Source organism: Arthrobacter nitrophenolicus, from assembly GCF_045833485.1.
In the GTDB taxonomy this organism is placed as follows: Bacteria; Actinomycetota; Actinomycetes; order Actinomycetales; family Micrococcaceae; genus Arthrobacter; species Arthrobacter nitrophenolicus.
Genome location: NZ_CP174504.1, coordinates 388,136 through 405,920, shown reverse-complemented (window position 1 = coordinate 405,920; position 17,785 = coordinate 388,136). Strand labels below are relative to the sequence as shown.

Here is a 17,785-nt window from a genome sequence, read left to right as displayed (position 1 = left end):
TTCAACTCCCGATGACCGGGGCCAACGCCCCGGTCATCGGGAGTTTTTCACATCCGCACGCCGTATTTTTCCCGCCATCCGGCGCAGCAGCGCTTCCGCGGATTGTTCGCATGGCGCATCCAACCGTTAGACTCGGTTGTTGGGATTTATTGGGCCCCATCACACCACTCTTATAAACACCACAGGAGGACGCTTGCTTAGCGCATTTGGCCGGGCCTTTCGCACGCCTGATCTGCGACGCAAGTTGTTGTTCACGCTGGGAATCATCACCATCTTCCGCTTGGGTGCTTTCATTCCCTCGCCTGGTGTGGACTACCAGAATGTCCAGCAATGTTTGCAGAACGGTCAGACGGCCGGCGGGCTGTACCAGCTCGTCAACCTGTTCAGCGGCGGCGCGTTGCTCCAGGTGTCCATCTTCGCCCTGGGCATCATGCCGTACATCACGGCCAGCATCATCGTCCAGCTGCTCCGGGTGGTCATTCCCCGCTTCCAGCAGCTGTACGAAGAGGGCGCGTCGGGCCAGTCCAAGCTGACCCAGTACACGCGGTACCTCACCATCGCCCTGGGCCTGCTCAACGCCACCACCCTGGTGTCCCTGGCCCGGTCGGGCCAGCTGCTTCCCGGTTGTGCGCTGCCCATCATCCCCGATGACAGCATCATCACCACCATCCTGATCATCATCACCCTGACCGCCGGTACGGGCCTGATCATGTGGATGGGCGAGCTCGTCACCGAGAAGGGTGTGGGCAACGGCATGTCCCTGCTCATCTTCACCTCGATCGCAGCGACGTTCCCCACCTCCCTGGGTGCCATCTGGACCTCGCAGGGACCGGCCACGTTCTTCACCGTCCTGGCCGTGGGCCTGCTGACCGTGGCGCTGGTGGTCTTCGTGGAGCAGTCACAGCGCCGGGTCCCGGTGCAGTACGCCAAGCGGATGATCGGACGCCGCACCGTGGGCGGCACCAGCACCTACATTCCCATCAAGGTGAACATGGCCGGTGTTATCCCGGTCATCTTCGCTTCCTCCATGCTCTACCTGCCCGGCCTGATTGCACAGTTCAACCAGCCGCAGCAGGGCGAGCAGCTCCAGCCGTGGGTCGAATGGATCAACAACAACCTGGTCCGCGGCGACCAGCCGATCTATATGGTTCTGTACTTCGCCATGATCGTCTTCTTTACCTACTTCTATGTCGCGATCACCTTCAACCCTGAAGAAGTGTCCGACAACATGAAGAAGTACGGCGGCTTCATTCCAGGTATCCGCGCCGGCAAGCCGACCGCTGATTACCTGCAGTACGTGCTTTCCCGGATCACGCTCCCCGGCGCCCTGTACTTGGGCTTCGTGGCACTGATTCCGCTGGTGGCACTGGTACTGATCAACGCGAACCAGAACTTCCCGTTCGGTGGCACCTCGATCCTGATCATGGTGGGCGTTGGCCTGGAGACCGTAAAGCAAATTGATGCGCAGCTACAACAACGTCACTACGAAGGGCTTTTGCGATGACGAGAATGCTGATTATTGGACCTCCCGGTTCCGGAAAAGGAACGCAGGCGGAGCGGATTTCAGAGCGCCTCGGCGTTGTGGCGATCTCCACCGGCGACATCTTCCGCGCCAATGTAAAGGGCGAAACGCCCCTTGGCATCGAGGCCAAGAAGTACATGGACAACGGGGACTTCGTTCCGGACAGCGTGACCAACAAGATGGTCCGTGACCGCCTCAGCGAGGCCGACGTCGAAAGCGGCTTCCTGCTGGATGGCTACCCGCGCACCACTGCGCAGGTGGACTACCTCGACGAGATCCTCGCCAAGGGCGACGAGAAGCTCGACGTCGTCCTGCAGCTCACTGCCGACGATGAGGAACTGGTGCACCGCCTGCTGGGCCGGGCCAAGGAAACTGGCCGGAGCGACGACAACGAAGCCGTCATCCGCCACCGCCTTGACCTCTACCACGAGCAGACCGAAGCGGTCGTGGCCAAGTACGCCGAGCGCGGCATCCTCACCCAGGTTGACGGCATCGGCCCCATCGATGACGTGACCGACCGCGTGATGCAGGCCATCAAGGCGGCACAGGCAGCCTGATCCAGGCACCGTTTTTCTGAGGCTCCTCCCGGAACAGGGGAGGAGCCTCAGCCATTTGAAAGGACACACCATGGGCTTCCGCCAGCCCCGCATCGAACTCAAGAACAACGCCCAGATGCGCACCATGCACGAGGCAGGACTGGTCCTGAGCCGCGCCCTGGACGCAGCCGTTGCCGCCGCCGTCCCGGGCGTCACCACCAAGCACCTCGACGATGTCTTCGCTGCCGTGCTCAACGAGGCCGGCGCCAAGTCCAACTTCCTCGGCTACCACGGCTTCCCCGCCACCGTCTGCACTTCCGTGAACGAGGAAGTGGTCCACGGCATCCCGGGCAGCCGCGTGCTGCAGGACGGCGACATCATCTCCATCGACGGCGGTGCCATCGTGGACGGCTGGCACTCCGATTCGGCCCGGACCGTCATCGTGGGGACCGCCGACCCGGAGGACCAGCGGCTCTCCGACGTCACCCGCGCCGCCATGTGGCGGGGGATCGCGGCCCTGGCCACCGGGACGCACGTGGGTGATATCGGCGCCGCCATCGACGACTACGTCTCGTCGGTTCCCGGCAAGCCGCTGGGCATCCTGGAGGACTACGTGGGGCACGGCATCGGCTCCGAGATGCACATGGCGCCGGACGTCCTGAACTACCGCACCACCCACCGCGGCCCTAGGATCAAGCCGGGCCTGTGCCTTGCCATCGAGCCGATGCTGGTCCGCGGCGGCATTGAAACCGCCGTGCTGGAGGACGACTGGACGGTGGTCACCACCGACGGCAAGCGTTCCTGCCAGTGGGAGCATTCCGTTGCGGTGCACGAGAAGGGCATCTGGGTCCTGTCAGCGCCCGACGGCGGCGCGGAGGACCTTGTCCCCCTCGGCGTCACCCCTGTGCCGATCCCCTAGGACCCGTTGATTGAGCCTGTCGAAATCGAAGCGGGGTTTCGACAGGCTCAACCACCGACGTCGACAGGCTCAACCACCAGTCCCAGCGACGTCCGGTTCCCACCGGAGCAGGTCGCCGGGCTGGCACTCGAGCACCTCGCACAGCGCCTCAAGCGTTGTGAAGCGAACGGCCTTGGCGCGTCCGTTCTTGAGCACCGCCAGGTTGGCCGGCGTGATGCCCACTTTTTCTGCCAGCACCCCTACGGGCATTTTGCGCTTCGCCAGCAGCACGTCGATGTCCACGATGATGGCCATCAGATCACCTCGTCGAGTTCATCTCGCAGGTGCTTGGCCTCCGCGTCACGCGCCACTGCCTGGGCCAGGAGGGTCCGGAGCACCAGAACGATCAGTGCCACGCCGCCGATCATCAGGGCGGCGCCGCAGATCAGCAGCACGATGCCCGGCGCGACGTCCCCAGGGGCCAGCAGCACGGCGATTCCAAAAACGAGGACTGCCGCCGCGGCGATGGCCCAGAAGATGATGTCCACGTAGCGGAAGGCCCCGTGGGAGAACACGGTTCCCCGCCGCACCATGGTCAGCAGCTGCCAGACGCACACCGCCGTGACCTGAACGCAGACGATGCCCAGGACCACGATGGCCAGGAACGCGATCCGCAGCCCGTCCGGGGCCGCGGCTTCCTGGAGGTCGATGGACACCAGGGGCACCATCCATACCTGGACGAACAGTGAACCAGCCAAAACCAGCGCGATGACGATGCGCAGCGCGAGGACTGCCAGCTTTCCCATGAACTCTCCTTTATCGAACAACAACATGATTCTATCGATATTCAATAGGTTAAGTAAACGCATCTCAGTTACGCCGCCGATGACCCATGCGGGGGCAGAATGGGCGCATGGGTTCTCTGACTGATGTGCCGGGTGTCCGGGTGGGGCAGGTCCACAAAATCGGGGCCGGCTGGTTGACTGGCGTGACCGTGGTCCTGCCGCCGCCCGGCACGGTGGGTTCAGTGGACGTCCAGGGTGGCGGACCTGCAACCCATGAGACGGATGCGCTGGACCCCACCAGCCTCGTCAGCCAGGTGGACGCTGTGGTCCTCACCGGCGGAAGCGCCTACGGCCTCGCCTCCGCTGCCGGCGTGCAGCGCTGGTGCGAGGAAAACGGCCGCGGGTTCGCCGTGCCGGGGGGAGTGGTGCCCATCGTTCCGGCCGCCGCGATTTTCGACCTTGGCAGGGGCGGCGACTTTTCCGCCCGCCCGACGCCCGAGATGGGCTACGCGGCAGCGGTTGCCGCGGCCGCTGAAATGGAAGGGCACGACGTCGAACGCGGCAACGTGGGTGCCGGCACGGGAGCACTCATCGGCAGGACGTTCAAGGGCGGGGTGGGCACCGCCTCCGCAACGTTGGAAGGCGGGGTGGTGGTTGGCGCCCTCGCTGTGGTCAACGCCCTGGGCCTGCCGCTGGTGGAGCATTCGGTGGTTGAGGAGGCGGTGGTTGAGCCTGTCGAAACCCGCGGCCGGGATTTCGGCAAGCTCAATCTCCAGGGGTTGAACACCACCCTCGTTGTGGTGGCCACCAATGCCGTGCTCGATGTGGCCGAATGCAAGCGGACCGCCGCCGCATCGCATGCCGGGATCGCCCGGGCGCTGAACCCCAGCCACACCCTCGCGGACGGGGATACCGTCTTCTGCCTCGCCACTGGCGGTGTGGCGCTGGACCGGAGCGATGAAACCGCCCGGCAAATCAGCCTGGTAACCCTGCAGAGTGCGGCAGCCGACGTCGTACGCCTGGCGATCCTGGACGGTGTTGCCAGCGCGGAGCCGGTCAGCACTCCGGCCGGTGACTATGGTGCGTACGGCGGGTAGATGCGCTAGCATGGCTGGATTTAACTTTCTTGGCCCGATGGCGTAGTGTTGTTTGTTGGTTGTCTGGACTGCCGCGCCCTTTTGGGCCTGGGGCAGGCAACTGATCCAACAAAAACGTTCGTGGCAATGCCTGGTGCAATCCGGCAGGGCTGCGGCAACAACAGTTAGCGGAGGGTATGGCCAAGAAGGACGGGGTCATTGAGATCGAAGGCGTTGTGACCGAGGCGCTGCCTAACGCGATGTTTCGCGTTGAGCTCACCAACAAGCACATCGTCCTGGCACACATCTCTGGAAAGATGCGTCAGCACTACATCCGGATCCTCCCCGAGGATCGCGTAGTGGTGGAGCTGAGCCCGTACGACCTCACCCGTGGTCGTATCGTCTACCGCTACAAGTAAATTGCTGGGCGGCGTCAGTATGAACTGCTGCTGCTCCAGTTGACCACTGTTACACGCAAAGGAATGCCATGAAGGTCAAGCCGAGCGTCAAGCAGATCTGCGAAAAGTGCAAAGTGATCCGCCGTAATGGCCGGGTCATGGTGATCTGCGAGAACCCGCGCCACAAGCAGCGCCAGGGCTAATTCCCTTTCCTGGGAAACCCTGGGTTGCTAACCCACGCAAGTAAATAAAGGCAGCACAAGCTGATCTGGAACATTGAGCTCGACAGAGTCCGGACAGCTAACCCCCGGTCGGAGGCTGGGGCCGTACAGAAGTGCGGGTGTACTGCCTACGACCTCCGGTTTATTCAAGGAGTACTGCCACTATGGCTCGTCTCGCTGGCGTAGACATTCCCCGCGAAAAGCGGCTGGAAATTGCGCTTACTTACATCTACGGCGTGGGCAAGACCCGTGCACACGAAACCCTGGCTGCCACTGGCATCAGCGCTGACGTCCGCGTTAAGGACCTCACCGACGCCCAGCTGGTTGAACTGCGTGACTACATTGAAGGCAACTACAAGGTTGAGGGTGACCTTCGCCGCGAAGTAGCAGCCGACATCCGCCGCAAGGTTGAAATCGGCAGCTACGAAGGCCTGCGCCACCGCAAGGGCCTGCCCGTACGCGGTCAGCGTACGAAGACCAACGCACGTACCCGCAAGGGCCCGAAGCGTACCGTCGCCGGCAAGAAGAAGGCCCGTTAAAATCCCGGCCGGGATTAACGGAGCTTTCCCCAATAACTTTCTGTAGGAGAAAAAATGCCCCCGAAGACTCGTGGCGCGGTACGCAAGCCGCGTAAGAAGGACAAGAAGAATATCGCGCTGGGCCAGGCGCACATCAAGAGCACCTTTAACAACACCATCGTTTCCATCACGGATCCGACCGGCGCTGTTATTTCCTGGGCTTCCTCTGGTGAGGTCGGCTTCAAGGGCTCGCGTAAGTCCACCCCGTTCGCTGCCCAGATGGCTGCCGAAGCCGCTGCAAAGCGTGCGCAGGAGCACGGCATGCGCAAGGTAGACGTTTTCGTCAAGGGACCGGGTTCCGGACGCGAAACCGCAATCCGTTCGCTGCAGGCCGCAGGCCTCGAGGTTGGCTCCATCCAGGACGTCACCCCCGCAGCCCACAACGGCTGCCGCCCCCCGAAGCGCCGCCGCGTCTAATTCTTTTCCGCAGCAGGAGCTTGCCCGGACCAGCAATGGTCCGGGCAAGCCCAGCGCGTTAAGTCTCAGACCGAATTTCCACCACCTGTGTTGCGTCATATAGCGGATGCTCGCCGAAAGGAAACCTAAGTGCTCATTGCACAGCGCCCCACCCTCTCCGAAGAGGTAGTCTCCGAAAACCGTTCCCGGTTCGTCATCGAACCGCTGGAACCGGGCTTCGGCTACACCCTCGGAAACTCCCTCCGCCGTACCCTGCTCTCCTCCATCCCCGGTGCTGCCGTAACCAGCATCCGGATCGATGGCGTGCTGCATGAGTTCACCACGGTTCCGGGTGTCAAGGAAGATGTCACCGAGATCATCCTGAACATCAAGAACCTGTCGGTTTCCTCCGAGCACGACGAGCCTGTTGTGGCTTACCTGCGCAAGCAGGGTCCCGGAGTCGTCACCGCCGCGGACATCGCTCCGCCGGCCGGCGTCGAATTCCACAACCCGGATCTGCACATCGCCACGCTGAACTCGAAGGGCAAGTTCGAGCTCGAACTGACCATCGAGCGCGGCCGCGGCTACGTTTCGGCAGCTCAGAACAAGTCCGGCGACGCAGAGATCGGCCGTATCCCGGTCGACTCCATCTACTCGCCGGTGCTGAAGGTTACTTTCCGCGTGGAAGCAACCCGTGTTGAGCAGCGCACCGACTTCGACAAGCTGATTGTCGACGTCGAGACCAAGCAGGCCATCGCCCCGCGCGATGCCGTTGCTTCCGCAGGCACCACCCTGGTGGAACTGTTCGGTCTGGCCCGTGAGCTGAACACCGCAGCTGAAGGTATCGAGATCGGCCCGTCGCCCACCGACGCTGCCCTGGCAGCCGACATGGCACTGCCGATCGAGGATCTGGACCTCACCGTCCGTTCCTACAACTGCCTCAAGCGTGAGGGCATCCACACCGTGGGTGAACTCGTTGCCCGCTCCGAGGCCGACCTGATGGACATCCGCAACTTCGGTGCCAAGTCCATCGACGAGGTCAAGGCAAAGCTGGTTGAACTGGGCCTGTCCCTCAAGGACTCGCCTCCCGGTTTTGACCTCGCAGCACGCGCCGCAGCAATCGAAGAGGACGACGCCGCCTTCGGCGACGACGAACTCTAAACCAGACCTTGGCCGTCGGGCAGCACCACGGGGTGCCGCCCACGGCTTCCACATGAGGAGAAACAATTATGCCTACCCCCACTAAGGGTCCGCGCCTCGGAGGCGGCCCGGCTCACGAGCGCCTCATGCTCGCGAACCTGGCATCTTCCCTGTTCGAGCACAAGCGGATCACCACCACGGTGACCAAGGCCAAGCGCCTGAAGCCGTACGCAGAGCGCCTGGTGACCTTCGCCAAGCGTGGCGACCTGGCTTCCCGCCGCCGCGTCCTGGGCCTGATCAGCAACAAGGGCGTTGTCCACGAGCTGTTCACCGACATTGCCCAGGCAGTGGAGAACCGCGACGGCGGCTACACCCGCATCACCAAGATCGGCAACCGCAAGGGCGACAACGCTCCCATGGCTGTCATCGAGCTGGTTCTTGAGCCGGTTTCCGCCAAGCAGGCCGTCGTTGCCGAGGCAACGAACGCTGCCAAGCGCGACGCTGACAAGAAGGAAGCCGCCGCTGCTGCTCCGGCTGCCGAGGAAGCTCCCGAAGCTGAGGAGACCACCGAGGCTCCCGCCGCTGAAGAAGCTGCAACCGAAGAGGCTCCGGCCGCTGAGGAAGCTCCTGCAGAAGAGGCTGAGGCCCCCGCTGCCGAGGAGAAGGACGCGAAGTAATTCGCTGACCGGCTTCGCATAGACTTGGGTCTATGAACGACCAAAAACCCGCGGCCCCCGCTTTAGGGGGCGGCGGGTTTTTGCGTATCCGGCTTGATCTTTCGTACGACGGCGGCCCGTTCAACGGGTGGGCCGTGCAACCGGGCCTGCGCACGGTCCAGGGCGTCCTCGAGGAAGCCCTGGAGCTGCTGATCCGGCGTCCCATCCGGGTAACCGTGGCAGGCCGCACCGACGCAGGGGTGCACGCCCGCGGGCAGGTGGTCCACCTGGACCTTTCCGAAGCCGAGTGGCTGGGAATGGCCCGCGGCCACGAACTGGATCCCGCCGTCGCCATGATGCGGCGGATCCGCGGGGCGCTGAACCGCGTGCTGGGCGACCTGCACGGCGCCGTGGAGGTGCACCGCGCGGCTCCCGCGCCGGAAGGGTTCGACGCCCGCTTCTCCGCCCTTTGGCGGCGCTACAGCTACCGTATTGCGGACGGCCCCGCGCTCTGGGACCCGCTGGGCCGGTACTCCACGCTCTGGCACAAGAACCCGCTGGACGTCGGCCTGCTGAACGAGGGCGCCGCCCAGCTGCTGGGGCTGCAGAACTTCCTGGCCTTCTGCAAGCCGCGGGAAGGCGCCACCACCATCCGCGACCTGCAGCGGTTCGAGTTCGCACGCGGTGAGGACGGCGTCATCGTTGCCACCGTCCAGGCCGACGCGTTCTGCCACAACATGGTCCGTGCCCTGGTGGGGTCGGCGCTGTATGTGGGCGAAGGCGTGGTGGAGCCAGGCTGGCTTTATGAGCGGCTGCTCGCCAAGAAACGGGATGCGAAATCCGTGCTGGCCGCGCCGCACCCCCTTGTCTTGGAGGAAGTGGCCTACCCGTCCGACGGCGAACTGCTGGCACGCGCCGAGCTCACCCGGGCGCTGCGGGAGTAAGGCACTTGGTTTCGACAGGCTCAACCACCGGTGGTTGAGCCTGTGGAACCCTAGAACGACGGCGGGGGTCCGTCCGCGGGCAGGGTGAGCGTGAAGGTGCTCCCTTGGCCCTGGCCGCTGACGCAGGTGATGCTGCCGCCGTGGCGTTCAACGATCATCTTGGTGATGGACAGCCCCAGCCCGGCGCCGGGGATGGCAGCCTCGCGTGCCGCGTCGGTGCGGAAGAAGCGCCGGAAGACCTGGCCGGCGTCGTCGTTGCTCATGCCCATCCCGGTATCGCTGACGCTCAGCTGCACCCAGTCGCTGCCGGCACTGGCGCTGATCAGGACGCGGCCGCCGTCGGGGGAGTACTTGATGGCGTTGGACACGAGGTTGTCCAGCGCCTGGCCGATCCGGATGGGGTCAGCATAGGCCCAGAGCGGCGACGGAACGTCCGCCGTAAGCTTGATGTGTGCCTGCTCTGCCTGGGCCTGCGCGGAGCCCACGCTGGTTTCCACGAGGCTTGCCAGATCGGTGCGCTTCGGGTGCACGTTCAGGGCCGTGGACGCGGAGGCGGTGAGGTCTGAGACGAGGGCCAGCATCCGCTCCGCATTGCGCTGCACCACGGTGAGCCGCCGTTCCACCTGCGGCGGCAGTCCGGTCACGTCGTCCAGCACCAGGTCCACGTTGCCGATGATGGAGTTCAGGGGCGTCTTGAACTCGTGCGAGACGTTGGAGATCAGCTCCTGGTGGGCTGCCAGGGCTTCCACCCAGCCGGTGACGTCGCTGTAGACCACCACGGCGCCGGTGAGGGTGCCGTCCTCGGCCACCAGCGGGCGGGCAGCGGTGGACATCGCCCGCTGTTCCGGTCCCTCTCCGGCCCACACCAGGTAATCCGCGAAGGATTCACCAGCCATTGCGCGGCTGACCGGCCGCCTTTCTGGCGGGAGCAGGGTCCGCCTGTCCGGCCCGAAGATCAGCTGGTGCCCCTGCCCGGGGGCGGCGTCGTCGGCCCCCGTTGCCCGGCGGAAGTTCCGCTGCCGGTCGTTCGAAACGAGGAAGCGCCCGGAACGGTCGACGGCGGCGATGCCGACGTCGGTGGCCTCCAGAACCGTCTCCAGCAGCTTCTCCCGTTCCCGGCTTTCGTGCAGGAGTTGCCGGAGTTCGCGGTCCTTTTCTGCCAGTTCGCGTTGCTGCAGCCGGAGGTTCATGCTCGCGAACCGGATGGCCAGCGAGACGGCCAGCATCATCAGCGGAAAAAGGAACACGGTGGTCACGTCCGAGGCGGTGAGGTTGGGGAACCGTCCCACTGCACCGGGCAGCATGATCAGCAGGGTACCGGCGAAGCTGAGCAACCAGCTGCTCCGCACCAGCATCCCTGAAGCGGAGAGCCAGATCACCGGGAAGACCACCAGCACGGCGAGGCCCGGAAGGAGCGGCGCGGCGCCGTTGCGCAGCAGTCCGATGGCCAGGAAGTCCAGGACGGGGATCAGCAGGTAAGGCCGGTGCGGCAGGCGCTCCCAGGGAACCAGGAAGCAGGCTGCGAACAGGAAGGCATGCAGGACGATGCCGGACATATAGAACGGATTTTGCAGCAAAGTTGGCCAGGCGAGCGGCGTGGCCACGGCAAGCGCAGCCACCACCAGTGTCAGCGGCAGCTGGCACAGTGCGACTTGTGAGCGGGTCCCCAATTCCCGGAAAAGGCGCAGCGGACCGCGCCGGAACAGGGGTTCAGCCATGAAAGCCTTTGAGCCCTCCCGCCCCGATATTCCAGGCAAAGTTCCCTTGTGGTGCCGAATTCCTGCAGGTCACCGTCATGCACATCCTTTCCCAGCCGATAATGCACATGTTCTGTCATGATAATTGACTTTTCACAATGAAAGTCGAAACAGATGTAATCAGCCTGGCTTACTTGTAGCGTATAAATGGTTGGAGCGGGTATGGCATTGGCGCTGGGCCGATGGGGGGGTCGTATCCGCCTGGCATGGGGATAGCAATGGACGACGATCTTGGTGTAGCTGTGGTCATCGAAGACGATGCCGACGTTCGGAACCTCCTGGAAGGGGTCCTGAGCCAGGCCGGCTTCGAAGTCCATACAGCATGTGACGGGCGGGCCGGGGTTGAGGTGGTCCGCAGCAAGCAGGCCAACGTGGTGACGCTGGACATCGGCCTGCCCGATATTGACGGGTTTGAGGTCCTCCGGAGGATCCGCCATTTCAGCAACGCCTACGTGGTGATGCTGACGGGCAGGACCGAGGAACCGGACCTGCTCTCAGCGCTGAACGCGGGGGCGGACGACTACATCGCCAAACCCTTCCGCCCCAGGGAATTGCGGGCGCGTGTTGCCGCCATGATGCGGCGGCCGCGGCACGAAATCAACGCCCAAAAGCCAGCATCCGCCGCGTGGGCATCCACGCCCGCTGCCGCTGCAACGCGGACCCATGACGTGGCCGTCCTGCAGCACAACGGCCTGGTCCTGAACCACCGGACCAGGACCGTGGAGGTAAACGGTGAGCCCCTGGCGCTGACCCGCAGCGAGTTCGACCTTCTCCACGTGCTGCTGAAGGGCGGCGGCGCGGTGTGTACCAGGGCGGACCTGGTGAAGGCGGTCCGAGGCGACTTCTACGACGAGGATACGTACATCAGCGAGGCGGACGAGCGCGCAGTCGAAGTCCACATCGGCAACCTGCGGCGCAAGCTCAAGGAGGACCCGCTGCAGCCGCGCTGGCTGCAGACCGTGCGCGGCGTGGGCTACCGGCTGGCACCGGCACGGCCCGTGGGAAAGACCTAGTCCGTTCCCAGGATGTACGTGGACTGGAGCTCGGTGATGGTCAGGCCGCCGTCCATGGCCACGCGCTCCATCAGGACCTTGCCCTGGCCAAAGTCACCCAGGCGGATCAGTGTTTCCAGCAGCTCCGCCAGTTTGGCAAGGCGAACGCCGCCCACCATGGCGGAGCTGATCTTCAGGCTGATGGCTGCATCCAGTGCCGACTCGCTGTCCTGGCTGTGGACCGCTGCGGCGAGGCGCGAATAGCGCTGGTCCCACATGGCCGCATAGTCGCGTGCGAAGCGTTTGGCCAGCCCGGTTCCGGCCAGTTCGTCTTCCAGTTCGTCCAGGACGGCGGCGTCAATGAGCGGCAAGAGCCCGGCCGCTTCCTGTGAGGGCGCGGAAAGGCTGGGCGCTGTGATCCCGGCCGGCAAGGGGCCGGCAGAAAGGCCCTCGCTGCTGGAGCCGGAATCTGGACTGTGCATTGTTCAAGGCTACTTCCTGGAATTCTTTCGTTGGCCTATTTTGGGCGAATCTGTGTAAACCTTGACCGACTCTTCAGCGGCCCTTGTGGCTGTCATTGGCCGCTGAACGTCATCACGGTATTAACCACGGCAGGGCCCAGGATGGCAATGAAGAGGACGGGGAAAATGAAGAACAGCAGCGGAAAGAGGATCATCACCGGAAGTTTCATGGCTTTTTCCTCTGCCCGTTGCCGGCGCTTCACGCGCATCACCTTGGCCTGGACCCGCAGGACCCGGCTGATGGCGATCCCGTAGGTGTCCGCCTGGACCACGGCCTGGACAAAGCTCCGCAGCTCCGGGATGTTGGTCCGTTCCGCCAGGGCGATGTAGGACTCGCGGCGGCTGCGGCCCACCTGCATGTCCTGCAGCGTGCGGACCAGCTCCTCCGCCAGCGGCCCCTTCCCGTTCTCCCCGGCCCGGGCCATGGCGCCCTCGAACCCGAGGCCGGCCTCCACGGAGATCAGCATCTGGTCCAGGGTGTTGGCGAGCTCCAGCTGGATGACCTTCTGCCGCTCCTGCCCCTTGCTGTACAGCAGCAGGTCAGGAATGAAGTAGCCCAGGAACAGGACGAAAAGGCCTGACAGCTTCATGAGCGGAGTACTGCCGATGGCGGTCAGGTAGATGCCGACGGCGATGCCTGCCAGGCCGATGGCGAGTTTGGACCCCAGCACCTTGCCCAGCGGCATGGAGACCGGGCGGCCGGCCAGGGACAGCAGCCGGTCAAGGAACGCCACGTAGGCGGGGGGAGTGAGGCGGCGGCCGATGCCTTCGAGCAGCCCGGGCCTCGTTTCCGGCGCCGCGGCGACGGGCGGGGCGCCGCGGCCGAGGAGTTCGCCGACGGCCAGCCGGCCCTGCTTGTCGACTGTCAGGGCGGACCAGGCGAGGACCGCCAGCGGGACACAGACCAGCAGGACGGAGAGGAGGATGATGACGTTCACGGGGTCCTCAGAACTTCAGGTTGATGATCTTGCGCATCCACAGCGCGCCGATGGTCATGAGGACAAAGGACGCGCCGATCATGGCCCAGCCCAGCGGGTGGGTGAACATTGAGTCCATGTAGGTGGGACTCACGGTGAGCAGCATGGCCACGATGCCGAACGGCATGGCGATCAGGATGTAGGCGGAGAACTTGCCTTCCGCCGCCAGTGCCTTGATGTGGCCCTTGATCTCCGCGCGCTCGCGGATGGTTTCGTTGACCTGGTCCAGGACGTCGGCGAGGTTGCCGCCCACTTCCCGGTTGATCTGGATGGCCTGCGAAATCCAGACGAAATCCTCGTTCTTCATCCGGTCGGCCGTGTCATTGAGCGCGGCCAGCAGGTCGCGGCCCAGGCTGGTTTCGGTGATCACCCGCCGCATCTCCTCCGAGGTCGGCTTCTGCGACTCGGCCGCGGCCGCGTCGATGGCGCGCAGGATGCTGTGCCCGGCACGGAGTCCTCCGGAGAGGAGCTGCAGGGTGTCCCCGAGCTGGCCGTCGAAGGCCGCCCGGCGCTTTCCGGCCAGGAACCCGAGGACGAGCTTGCCGATCATGGGTGCCAGCAGGGCAAGGAGGAGCCCCACCAGCGGGCCCACGGTGACAGTTCCCACCAGCATGCCGATGCAGGCGCCGATCCCCACCAGGAGGAAGAATTCCGCCTGGCTGAGGCGGAGCCCGGCGTTCTCAAGCTGGGGGCGGGAGAACAGGGCGAGGTTCCGCCCGACCAGGAGCCGTTCGAAGGACCGGACGGCCGTCAGCGAGAAGCGTGCCAGGGAGGACGGCGGGTCGGCGTCGAACGGACGACGGCGGTCCAGCGGCACCGAGGGGGCGCCGGGCAGGATCACGGCCACGCCCAGCAGGCAGACGGCGGTGAGCAGGATGACGGCTCCGGTTGCGAGGATCACGGTGGCGCCTATCGTCCGGGAGTGGTGGTGCCGGCGGGGTTCAGGGGTGATGCAAAGACCGACGGGGACACATGGATGCCCAGGTCCTCGAACCGGTCGATGAAGCGGGGCCGGATTCCCGTGGCCACGGGCTTGCCCAGGAACCGTCCCTGCGCGTCCACTCCGGCGGAGTAGTCGAAGACGAAGGCGTCCTGGAGCGTGACGATGTCCCCTTCCATACCCTGCACTTCGGTGACGTGCGTAATGCGCCGGGACCCGTCCCGGAGGCGGGAAATCTGCACAATGAGGTTGACGGCGGAGGCGATCTGTTCCCGGATGGCCCGCAGCGGCAGGTCCATCCCGGCCATGAGCACCAGGGTTTCGAGCCTGGCCACGGCGTCGCGCGGGGAGTTGGAGTGCACGGTGGACAGCGAGCCGTCGTGGCCGGTGTTCATTGCCTGCAGCATGTCCAGCGATTCGCCGCCGCGGACCTCACCCACCACGATCCGGTCCGGGCGCATACGCAGCGAGTTCCGCAGCAGTTCGCGGATGGTCACCTCGCCTTTGCCTTCGGTGTTGGGCGGGCGGCTTTCGAGCCGGACCACGTGTTCCTGCTGGATCTGGAGTTCCACGGCGTCCTCGATGGTGACGATCCGTTCGTCCGCCGGAAGGAAGGACGAGAGGACGTTGAGGAGGGTGGTCTTACCGGTGCCCGTGCCGCCGGAGACGATGATGTTCAGCTTTGCCTTGACGCAGGCATTGAGCAGTTCGGCCATCTCCGGGGTCAGGGTGCCGAAGTCGATCAGGTTGCGGACGGTCAGGGGCGTCTTGCTGAACTTCCGGATGGTGAGCGAGGATCCGCCCACCGCCAGCGGCGGGATGACGGCGTTCACGCGGGAGCCGTCCTCGAGGCGGGCGTCCACCAGGGGGGACGACTCGTCGATGCGGCGGCCCACCTTGGACACGATCCGTTCGATGACCTTGCGCAGGTGCTCCTCGGAGCTGAACCGGGACTCGGACAGCGTCAGTTTGCCTTTGCGCTCCACGTAGATCTGGTCCATCCGGTTGACCATGATTTCGCTGACGTCCGGATCATCGAGAAGGCGCTGGAGGGGGCCGTAGCCCAGGACGTCGTCGGCAACGTCGCGGACCAGGCGGGTGCGTTCCTCGGACGTGAGCGGAACCTGCTCGGCGTCGATGATGCGGGAGAGTTCCTCCTTGGCGGTGCTCCGGAGTTCCTGCTCGGTGACCGCTGCGTCGTTGAACCGGGCGCCCATCCGTTCGAAAAGGGCGTTGGCCGCACGCAGCTTCATGGCGGCGAAGACATCCACCTTGGGTGCCGTGGGCACCTGCTGGGTGCCGGCGTCGGGCGCTGGCACCACGACGGCGGGGCGCGCGGGAAGGTGCCCTTCCGCCGTCGTGCCCGGAAAAGTGTCCGGGGCGGCGGAGACGGGACGCTCCAGCACGGCGGTGGCCGCGCCGGATGCCTGGCCGCGGTCCTGGGCCGCGCTGATCCGTTCGGAGAGTTTCATCAGATGACCACCCTTCGGTGAAGCTTCCGCTGTGTCTGGGTACGCCACGCCGGGTTGAACCGCTCCACCAGTTGGCGGAGGCTCTTCACGGCAGGGTCTTTCCTGGATTCCTGGAGGACGGGGATGCCCCGGTTGGTGGACAGGGCCACGGCGCGGGACCGGGGGACGCTGACATCCACGGGCGCGCCGATGGTGGACTCGACGTCCTGGACGTTGAGGCCGGCCTTGGCGTCCGCCATGTTCAGGACCACGTGCCGGGACTCGGGCATAATGTCCAGCTGGCGTAGGACTTCCAGGCCGGAACGCAGGCCGCGGAGGCTGGGGACGTCCATCGCGCTGACCCACACCACGTCGGTGCACTGTTCCATGGCGGCCAGGCCGATTTCCGGCATGCCGGGCGCGGTATCGATGACCACGTACTGGAATTCCTGGGCCAGCTGCTCGATAAGGCGGCTGACCTGCTCGGGTGTGATGTGGTCCGCGTCCACCGGGTTGGGCGGGGCGCAGAGAGCGTAAATGCCTGCCGGGTGCACGGTGAGGAAGGCCTTGAGGACCAGTGGGTCCTGCGCCGCCGCCGGGGTCACGGCGTCAGTGACGGTGTGCTCCGGGGTCAGGTACAGGCCGGACGCGACGTCGCCGAACTGCAGGTCCAGGTCCACGATCACCACGCTCATGGGCGCGATCTGGCCCAGGCCGATGGCGATGTTGGTGGCGAGGGTGGTCTTGCCGACGCCGCCCTTGGGCGAGAAGACGCCGATGACCAGGCCCTTGCCGCCGTTTTCCGTGGGCGGGGCCTCGTGGTTGCGGTGCCGGGTGGCGAAGGACTGGCAGGCGCGTTCCAGGAGGACACGGATTTCCGCCGCGTCCGCCTGCGGGCTGAGGATGTCCCTGATGCCGGCGCGCATGGCGTGCAGGAGGAAGTCCGGCTCGATGTCGCTGACCAGGACCAGGCTGAGGCCGGGGAGCTGGACGTCGAACACCTTGGCGAACCGGAGTGCCTCCTCGTAGGGCACGTCCGGGCCGATGATCAGGACCTCGGGCTGCTCCTGGTTAAGGAGGGAGAACAGCTCGGCGGGCCCTGCCGGGAGGATGTCCGAGGCGATGGTCTGCACGGTGCCGCGCAGGCCGTTGGCGACGGCGGCGCGCAGCTTCTGGTCGAACTCGCCGTTGGGGGAGAGGAGGACGAAGCGGCTCACTTGTACACCACTTCCTTGCGTTCGATCCGGGGGCCGTTGTCTTCGGCGTCCACGGGTTCCTTGGTGAGCCAGAGGCTGCCGTTGATGGATGTGAAGATGATCTTGGCGGCGTCCACGTCGGTGACGGCGACGGTGAGCATAAGTGAGCCTTCGGGAAGGGTGGTGTCCTGCGGGTTGGTGCCGGCCTCAGAGGTTTCCGCGCCGGAGGCCTGCGGGGCGCGCTGGACGGCGGTGACCAGGACCTTCCGGAGGGTGAGCTGAGTGGTGGCGTCTTCAGCCTTGGCCTTGTACGCGCCGCCTTCGAAGTTGAGGGCGATGCCCACGTGGTCGCCCACGTTGATCCGCCCGCCCGCCACGCGCTGCGGCTCCAGCTGGAAGGAGACTTCCTGCAGTCCGGCAGGAACTTCCACCGCGCCGCTCTCCTTGGCTTCCTCGGGGGCGACCAGCCGCTCGGCCAGCAGCTGCTCGCCGGGAACGAGGTCCACTGCGGCCACCGTGCCGGCCTTGCCGTCGAGGGTGCTGAGGGCGGTGTCTGACACGCCCGCGGCGGGGACCTTTTCGATGACCAGGCTGGCGGCCATGTCATTGACCGGGGTGCCGGCGGGAACGGCCTCCTTCACCACCAGGACTTCGCGGGGTTCGGTGGAGGCCAGGGCCCGCTGGTCGGCGCCGTTGGCGTAGAAGATGATGAGGATGGCCCCCACGAGCGCCAGGGCGACGGCGGCCGTTCCGGCGAGCAGGCGAGACTTCACTGTGTTACTCCGTGGGTTCGTGGGGCGT

The 17,785-nt window shown here is 65.2% G+C and carries 21 protein-coding genes; 12 read left to right on the top strand and 9 right to left on the bottom strand.

All coding sequences use genetic code 11. The features are described 5' to 3' along the window. The first annotated feature begins 193 nt into the window (after positions 1–193). From secY to map, 3 genes are all read left to right on the top strand, one after another. A complete protein-coding gene (gene secY / locus ACJJV6_RS01860) occupies positions 194–1,504 on the top strand; it encodes a preprotein translocase subunit SecY (RefSeq protein ID WP_009358729.1) in 1,311 nt (436 codons plus the stop codon). Between the two features lie 5 nt (positions 1,505–1,509). Next, the gene (locus ACJJV6_RS01855; RefSeq protein WP_205753905.1) at positions 1,510–2,079 is read left to right on the top strand and encodes an adenylate kinase; all 570 of its coding nucleotides are present in this window, start codon (positions 1,510–1,512) and stop codon (positions 2,077–2,079) included. 70 nt (positions 2,080–2,149) lie between these two features. Next, positions 2,150–2,977, top strand: a complete 828-nt coding sequence (gene map, locus ACJJV6_RS01850) for a type I methionyl aminopeptidase (protein WP_009358727.1) — start codon at positions 2,150–2,152, stop codon at positions 2,975–2,977. A gap of 69 nt (positions 2,978–3,046) precedes the next feature. Here the strand turns inward: map and ACJJV6_RS01845 are convergent, their stop codons facing one another. Together ACJJV6_RS01845 and ACJJV6_RS01840 are read right to left on the bottom strand one after the other, a co-directional pair. Continuing rightward, a complete protein-coding gene (locus tag ACJJV6_RS01845; protein ID WP_407709803.1) occupies positions 3,047–3,271 on the bottom strand; it encodes a helix-turn-helix domain-containing protein in 225 nt (74 codons plus the stop codon). After that, complete coding sequence (locus ACJJV6_RS01840) at positions 3,271–3,762, bottom strand: DUF2975 domain-containing protein (RefSeq protein ID WP_009358725.1); 492 nt, start codon at positions 3,760–3,762, stop codon at positions 3,271–3,273. The genes ACJJV6_RS01845 and ACJJV6_RS01840 overlap by 1 nt, the downstream gene beginning before the upstream one ends. Before the next feature lie 107 nt (positions 3,763–3,869). On the opposite strand from ACJJV6_RS01840, the gene ACJJV6_RS01835 reads away from it, so the two are divergent. The 8 genes from ACJJV6_RS01835 (at position 3,870) to ACJJV6_RS01800 (ending at position 9,150) form a co-directional block, all read left to right on the top strand. Continuing rightward, positions 3,870–4,838 (top strand): P1 family peptidase, encoded by a 969-nt coding sequence (locus ACJJV6_RS01835; protein WP_407709802.1) that lies wholly within the window; start codon positions 3,870–3,872, stop codon positions 4,836–4,838. 176 nt (positions 4,839–5,014) lie between these two features. Continuing rightward, positions 5,015–5,236, top strand: coding sequence for a translation initiation factor IF-1 (gene infA, locus ACJJV6_RS01830; RefSeq protein ID WP_009358723.1), 222 nt, complete (start codon positions 5,015–5,017; stop codon positions 5,234–5,236). A 68-nt stretch (positions 5,237–5,304) separates the two neighbouring features. Further along, entirely contained in the window at positions 5,305–5,418 is a 114-nt protein-coding gene (rpmJ, locus tag ACJJV6_RS01825; RefSeq protein WP_009358722.1) for a 50S ribosomal protein L36, read from the top strand. 182 nt (positions 5,419–5,600) lie between these two features. Beyond that, positions 5,601–5,975 carry a 30S ribosomal protein S13 gene (gene rpsM, locus ACJJV6_RS01820; RefSeq protein ID WP_003803743.1) on the top strand — a complete coding sequence of 125 codons (375 nt, stop codon included), beginning with the start codon at positions 5,601–5,603 and terminating at the stop codon, positions 5,973–5,975. A gap of 54 nt (positions 5,976–6,029) precedes the next feature. Next, positions 6,030–6,431 carry a 30S ribosomal protein S11 gene (rpsK, locus tag ACJJV6_RS01815; RefSeq protein ID WP_009358720.1) on the top strand — a complete coding sequence of 134 codons (402 nt, stop codon included), beginning with the start codon at positions 6,030–6,032 and terminating at the stop codon, positions 6,429–6,431. Between the two features lie 129 nt (positions 6,432–6,560). Next, on the top strand, positions 6,561–7,571 hold the full coding sequence (locus tag ACJJV6_RS01810; RefSeq protein ID WP_009358719.1) for a DNA-directed RNA polymerase subunit alpha: 1,011 nt from the start codon (positions 6,561–6,563) through the stop codon (positions 7,569–7,571). Positions 7,572–7,639: 68 nt separating this feature from the next. Further along, entirely contained in the window at positions 7,640–8,227 is a 588-nt protein-coding gene (rplQ, locus tag ACJJV6_RS01805; protein ID WP_035753292.1) for a 50S ribosomal protein L17, read from the top strand. A gap of 32 nt (positions 8,228–8,259) precedes the next feature. After that, positions 8,260–9,150 carry a tRNA pseudouridine synthase A gene (locus ACJJV6_RS01800; protein ID WP_407709801.1) on the top strand — a complete coding sequence of 297 codons (891 nt, stop codon included), beginning with the start codon at positions 8,260–8,262 and terminating at the stop codon, positions 9,148–9,150. A gap of 50 nt (positions 9,151–9,200) precedes the next feature. Here the strand turns inward: ACJJV6_RS01800 and ACJJV6_RS01795 are convergent, their stop codons facing one another. Next, positions 9,201–10,868 carry a sensor histidine kinase gene (locus ACJJV6_RS01795; protein WP_407709800.1) on the bottom strand — a complete coding sequence of 556 codons (1,668 nt, stop codon included), beginning with the start codon at positions 10,866–10,868 and terminating at the stop codon, positions 9,201–9,203. A 257-nt stretch (positions 10,869–11,125) separates the two neighbouring features. Here ACJJV6_RS01795 and ACJJV6_RS01790 point away from each other — a divergent pair, with 257 nt between their 5' ends. After that, positions 11,126–11,920, top strand: coding sequence for a response regulator transcription factor (locus ACJJV6_RS01790; RefSeq protein ID WP_407709799.1), 795 nt, complete (start codon positions 11,126–11,128; stop codon positions 11,918–11,920). Here the strand turns inward: ACJJV6_RS01790 and ACJJV6_RS01785 are convergent. The 6 genes from ACJJV6_RS01785 to ACJJV6_RS01760 all read right to left on the bottom strand — a co-directional run bounded on the left by ACJJV6_RS01785 (position 11,917) and on the right by ACJJV6_RS01760 (position 17,757). Further along, positions 11,917–12,381 carry an Hpt domain-containing protein gene (locus ACJJV6_RS01785; RefSeq protein WP_009358714.1) on the bottom strand — a complete coding sequence of 155 codons (465 nt, stop codon included), beginning with the start codon at positions 12,379–12,381 and terminating at the stop codon, positions 11,917–11,919. The genes ACJJV6_RS01790 and ACJJV6_RS01785 overlap by 4 nt on opposite strands. Before the next feature lie 92 nt (positions 12,382–12,473). Beyond that, positions 12,474–13,358, bottom strand: coding sequence for a type II secretion system F family protein (locus ACJJV6_RS01780; protein WP_009358713.1), 885 nt, complete (start codon positions 13,356–13,358; stop codon positions 12,474–12,476). 7 nt (positions 13,359–13,365) lie between these two features. After that, positions 13,366–14,298 carry a type II secretion system F family protein gene (locus ACJJV6_RS01775; RefSeq protein ID WP_407709798.1) on the bottom strand — a complete coding sequence of 311 codons (933 nt, stop codon included), beginning with the start codon at positions 14,296–14,298 and terminating at the stop codon, positions 13,366–13,368. Between the two features lie 8 nt (positions 14,299–14,306). Next, positions 14,307–15,809, bottom strand: coding sequence for a CpaF family protein (locus ACJJV6_RS01770; protein WP_009358711.1), 1,503 nt, complete (start codon positions 15,807–15,809; stop codon positions 14,307–14,309). Beyond that, positions 15,809–17,005, bottom strand: a complete 1,197-nt coding sequence (locus ACJJV6_RS01765) for an AAA family ATPase (RefSeq protein WP_354175189.1) — start codon at positions 17,003–17,005, stop codon at positions 15,809–15,811. Before ACJJV6_RS01765 ends, ACJJV6_RS01770 begins: the two co-directional genes overlap by 1 nt. After that, on the bottom strand, positions 17,002–17,757 hold the full coding sequence (locus ACJJV6_RS01760; protein WP_407709797.1) for a Flp pilus assembly protein CpaB: 756 nt from the start codon (positions 17,755–17,757) through the stop codon (positions 17,002–17,004). Before ACJJV6_RS01760 ends, ACJJV6_RS01765 begins: the two co-directional genes overlap by 4 nt. Between the last annotated feature and the right edge of the window lie 28 nt (positions 17,758–17,785).

What these genes read in the sequence shown, in the direction of transcription:
- rpmJ (WP_009358722.1), top strand. Translation starts at nt 5,305, where the DNA reads ATGAAGGTCAAGCCGAGCGTCAAGCAGATCTGCGAAAAGTGCAAAGTG.
- ACJJV6_RS01845 (WP_407709803.1), bottom strand. Translation starts at nt 3,271, where the DNA reads ATGGCCATCATCGTGGACATCGACGTGCTGCTGGCGAAGCGCAAAATG.
- ACJJV6_RS01770 (WP_009358711.1), bottom strand. Translation starts at nt 15,809, where the DNA reads ATGAAACTCTCCGAACGGATCAGCGCGGCCCAGGACCGCGGCCAGGCA.
- ACJJV6_RS01840 (WP_009358725.1), bottom strand. Translation starts at nt 3,762, where the DNA reads ATGGGAAAGCTGGCAGTCCTCGCGCTGCGCATCGTCATCGCGCTGGTT.
- rpsK (WP_009358720.1), top strand. Translation starts at nt 6,030, where the DNA reads ATGCCCCCGAAGACTCGTGGCGCGGTACGCAAGCCGCGTAAGAAGGAC.
- ACJJV6_RS01785 (WP_009358714.1), bottom strand. Translation starts at nt 12,381, where the DNA reads ATGCACAGTCCAGATTCCGGCTCCAGCAGCGAGGGCCTTTCTGCCGGC.
- ACJJV6_RS01790 (WP_407709799.1), top strand. Translation starts at nt 11,126, where the DNA reads ATGGACGACGATCTTGGTGTAGCTGTGGTCATCGAAGACGATGCCGAC.
- infA (WP_009358723.1), top strand. Translation starts at nt 5,015, where the DNA reads ATGGCCAAGAAGGACGGGGTCATTGAGATCGAAGGCGTTGTGACCGAG.
- map (WP_009358727.1), top strand. Translation starts at nt 2,150, where the DNA reads ATGGGCTTCCGCCAGCCCCGCATCGAACTCAAGAACAACGCCCAGATG.
- ACJJV6_RS01800 (WP_407709801.1), top strand. Translation starts at nt 8,260, where the DNA reads ATGAACGACCAAAAACCCGCGGCCCCCGCTTTAGGGGGCGGCGGGTTT.
- rpsM (WP_003803743.1), top strand. Translation starts at nt 5,601, where the DNA reads ATGGCTCGTCTCGCTGGCGTAGACATTCCCCGCGAAAAGCGGCTGGAA.
- ACJJV6_RS01855 (WP_205753905.1), top strand. Translation starts at nt 1,510, where the DNA reads ATGCTGATTATTGGACCTCCCGGTTCCGGAAAAGGAACGCAGGCGGAG.
- rplQ (WP_035753292.1), top strand. Translation starts at nt 7,640, where the DNA reads ATGCCTACCCCCACTAAGGGTCCGCGCCTCGGAGGCGGCCCGGCTCAC.
- ACJJV6_RS01835 (WP_407709802.1), top strand. Translation starts at nt 3,870, where the DNA reads ATGGGTTCTCTGACTGATGTGCCGGGTGTCCGGGTGGGGCAGGTCCAC.
- ACJJV6_RS01795 (WP_407709800.1), bottom strand. Translation starts at nt 10,868, where the DNA reads ATGGCTGAACCCCTGTTCCGGCGCGGTCCGCTGCGCCTTTTCCGGGAA.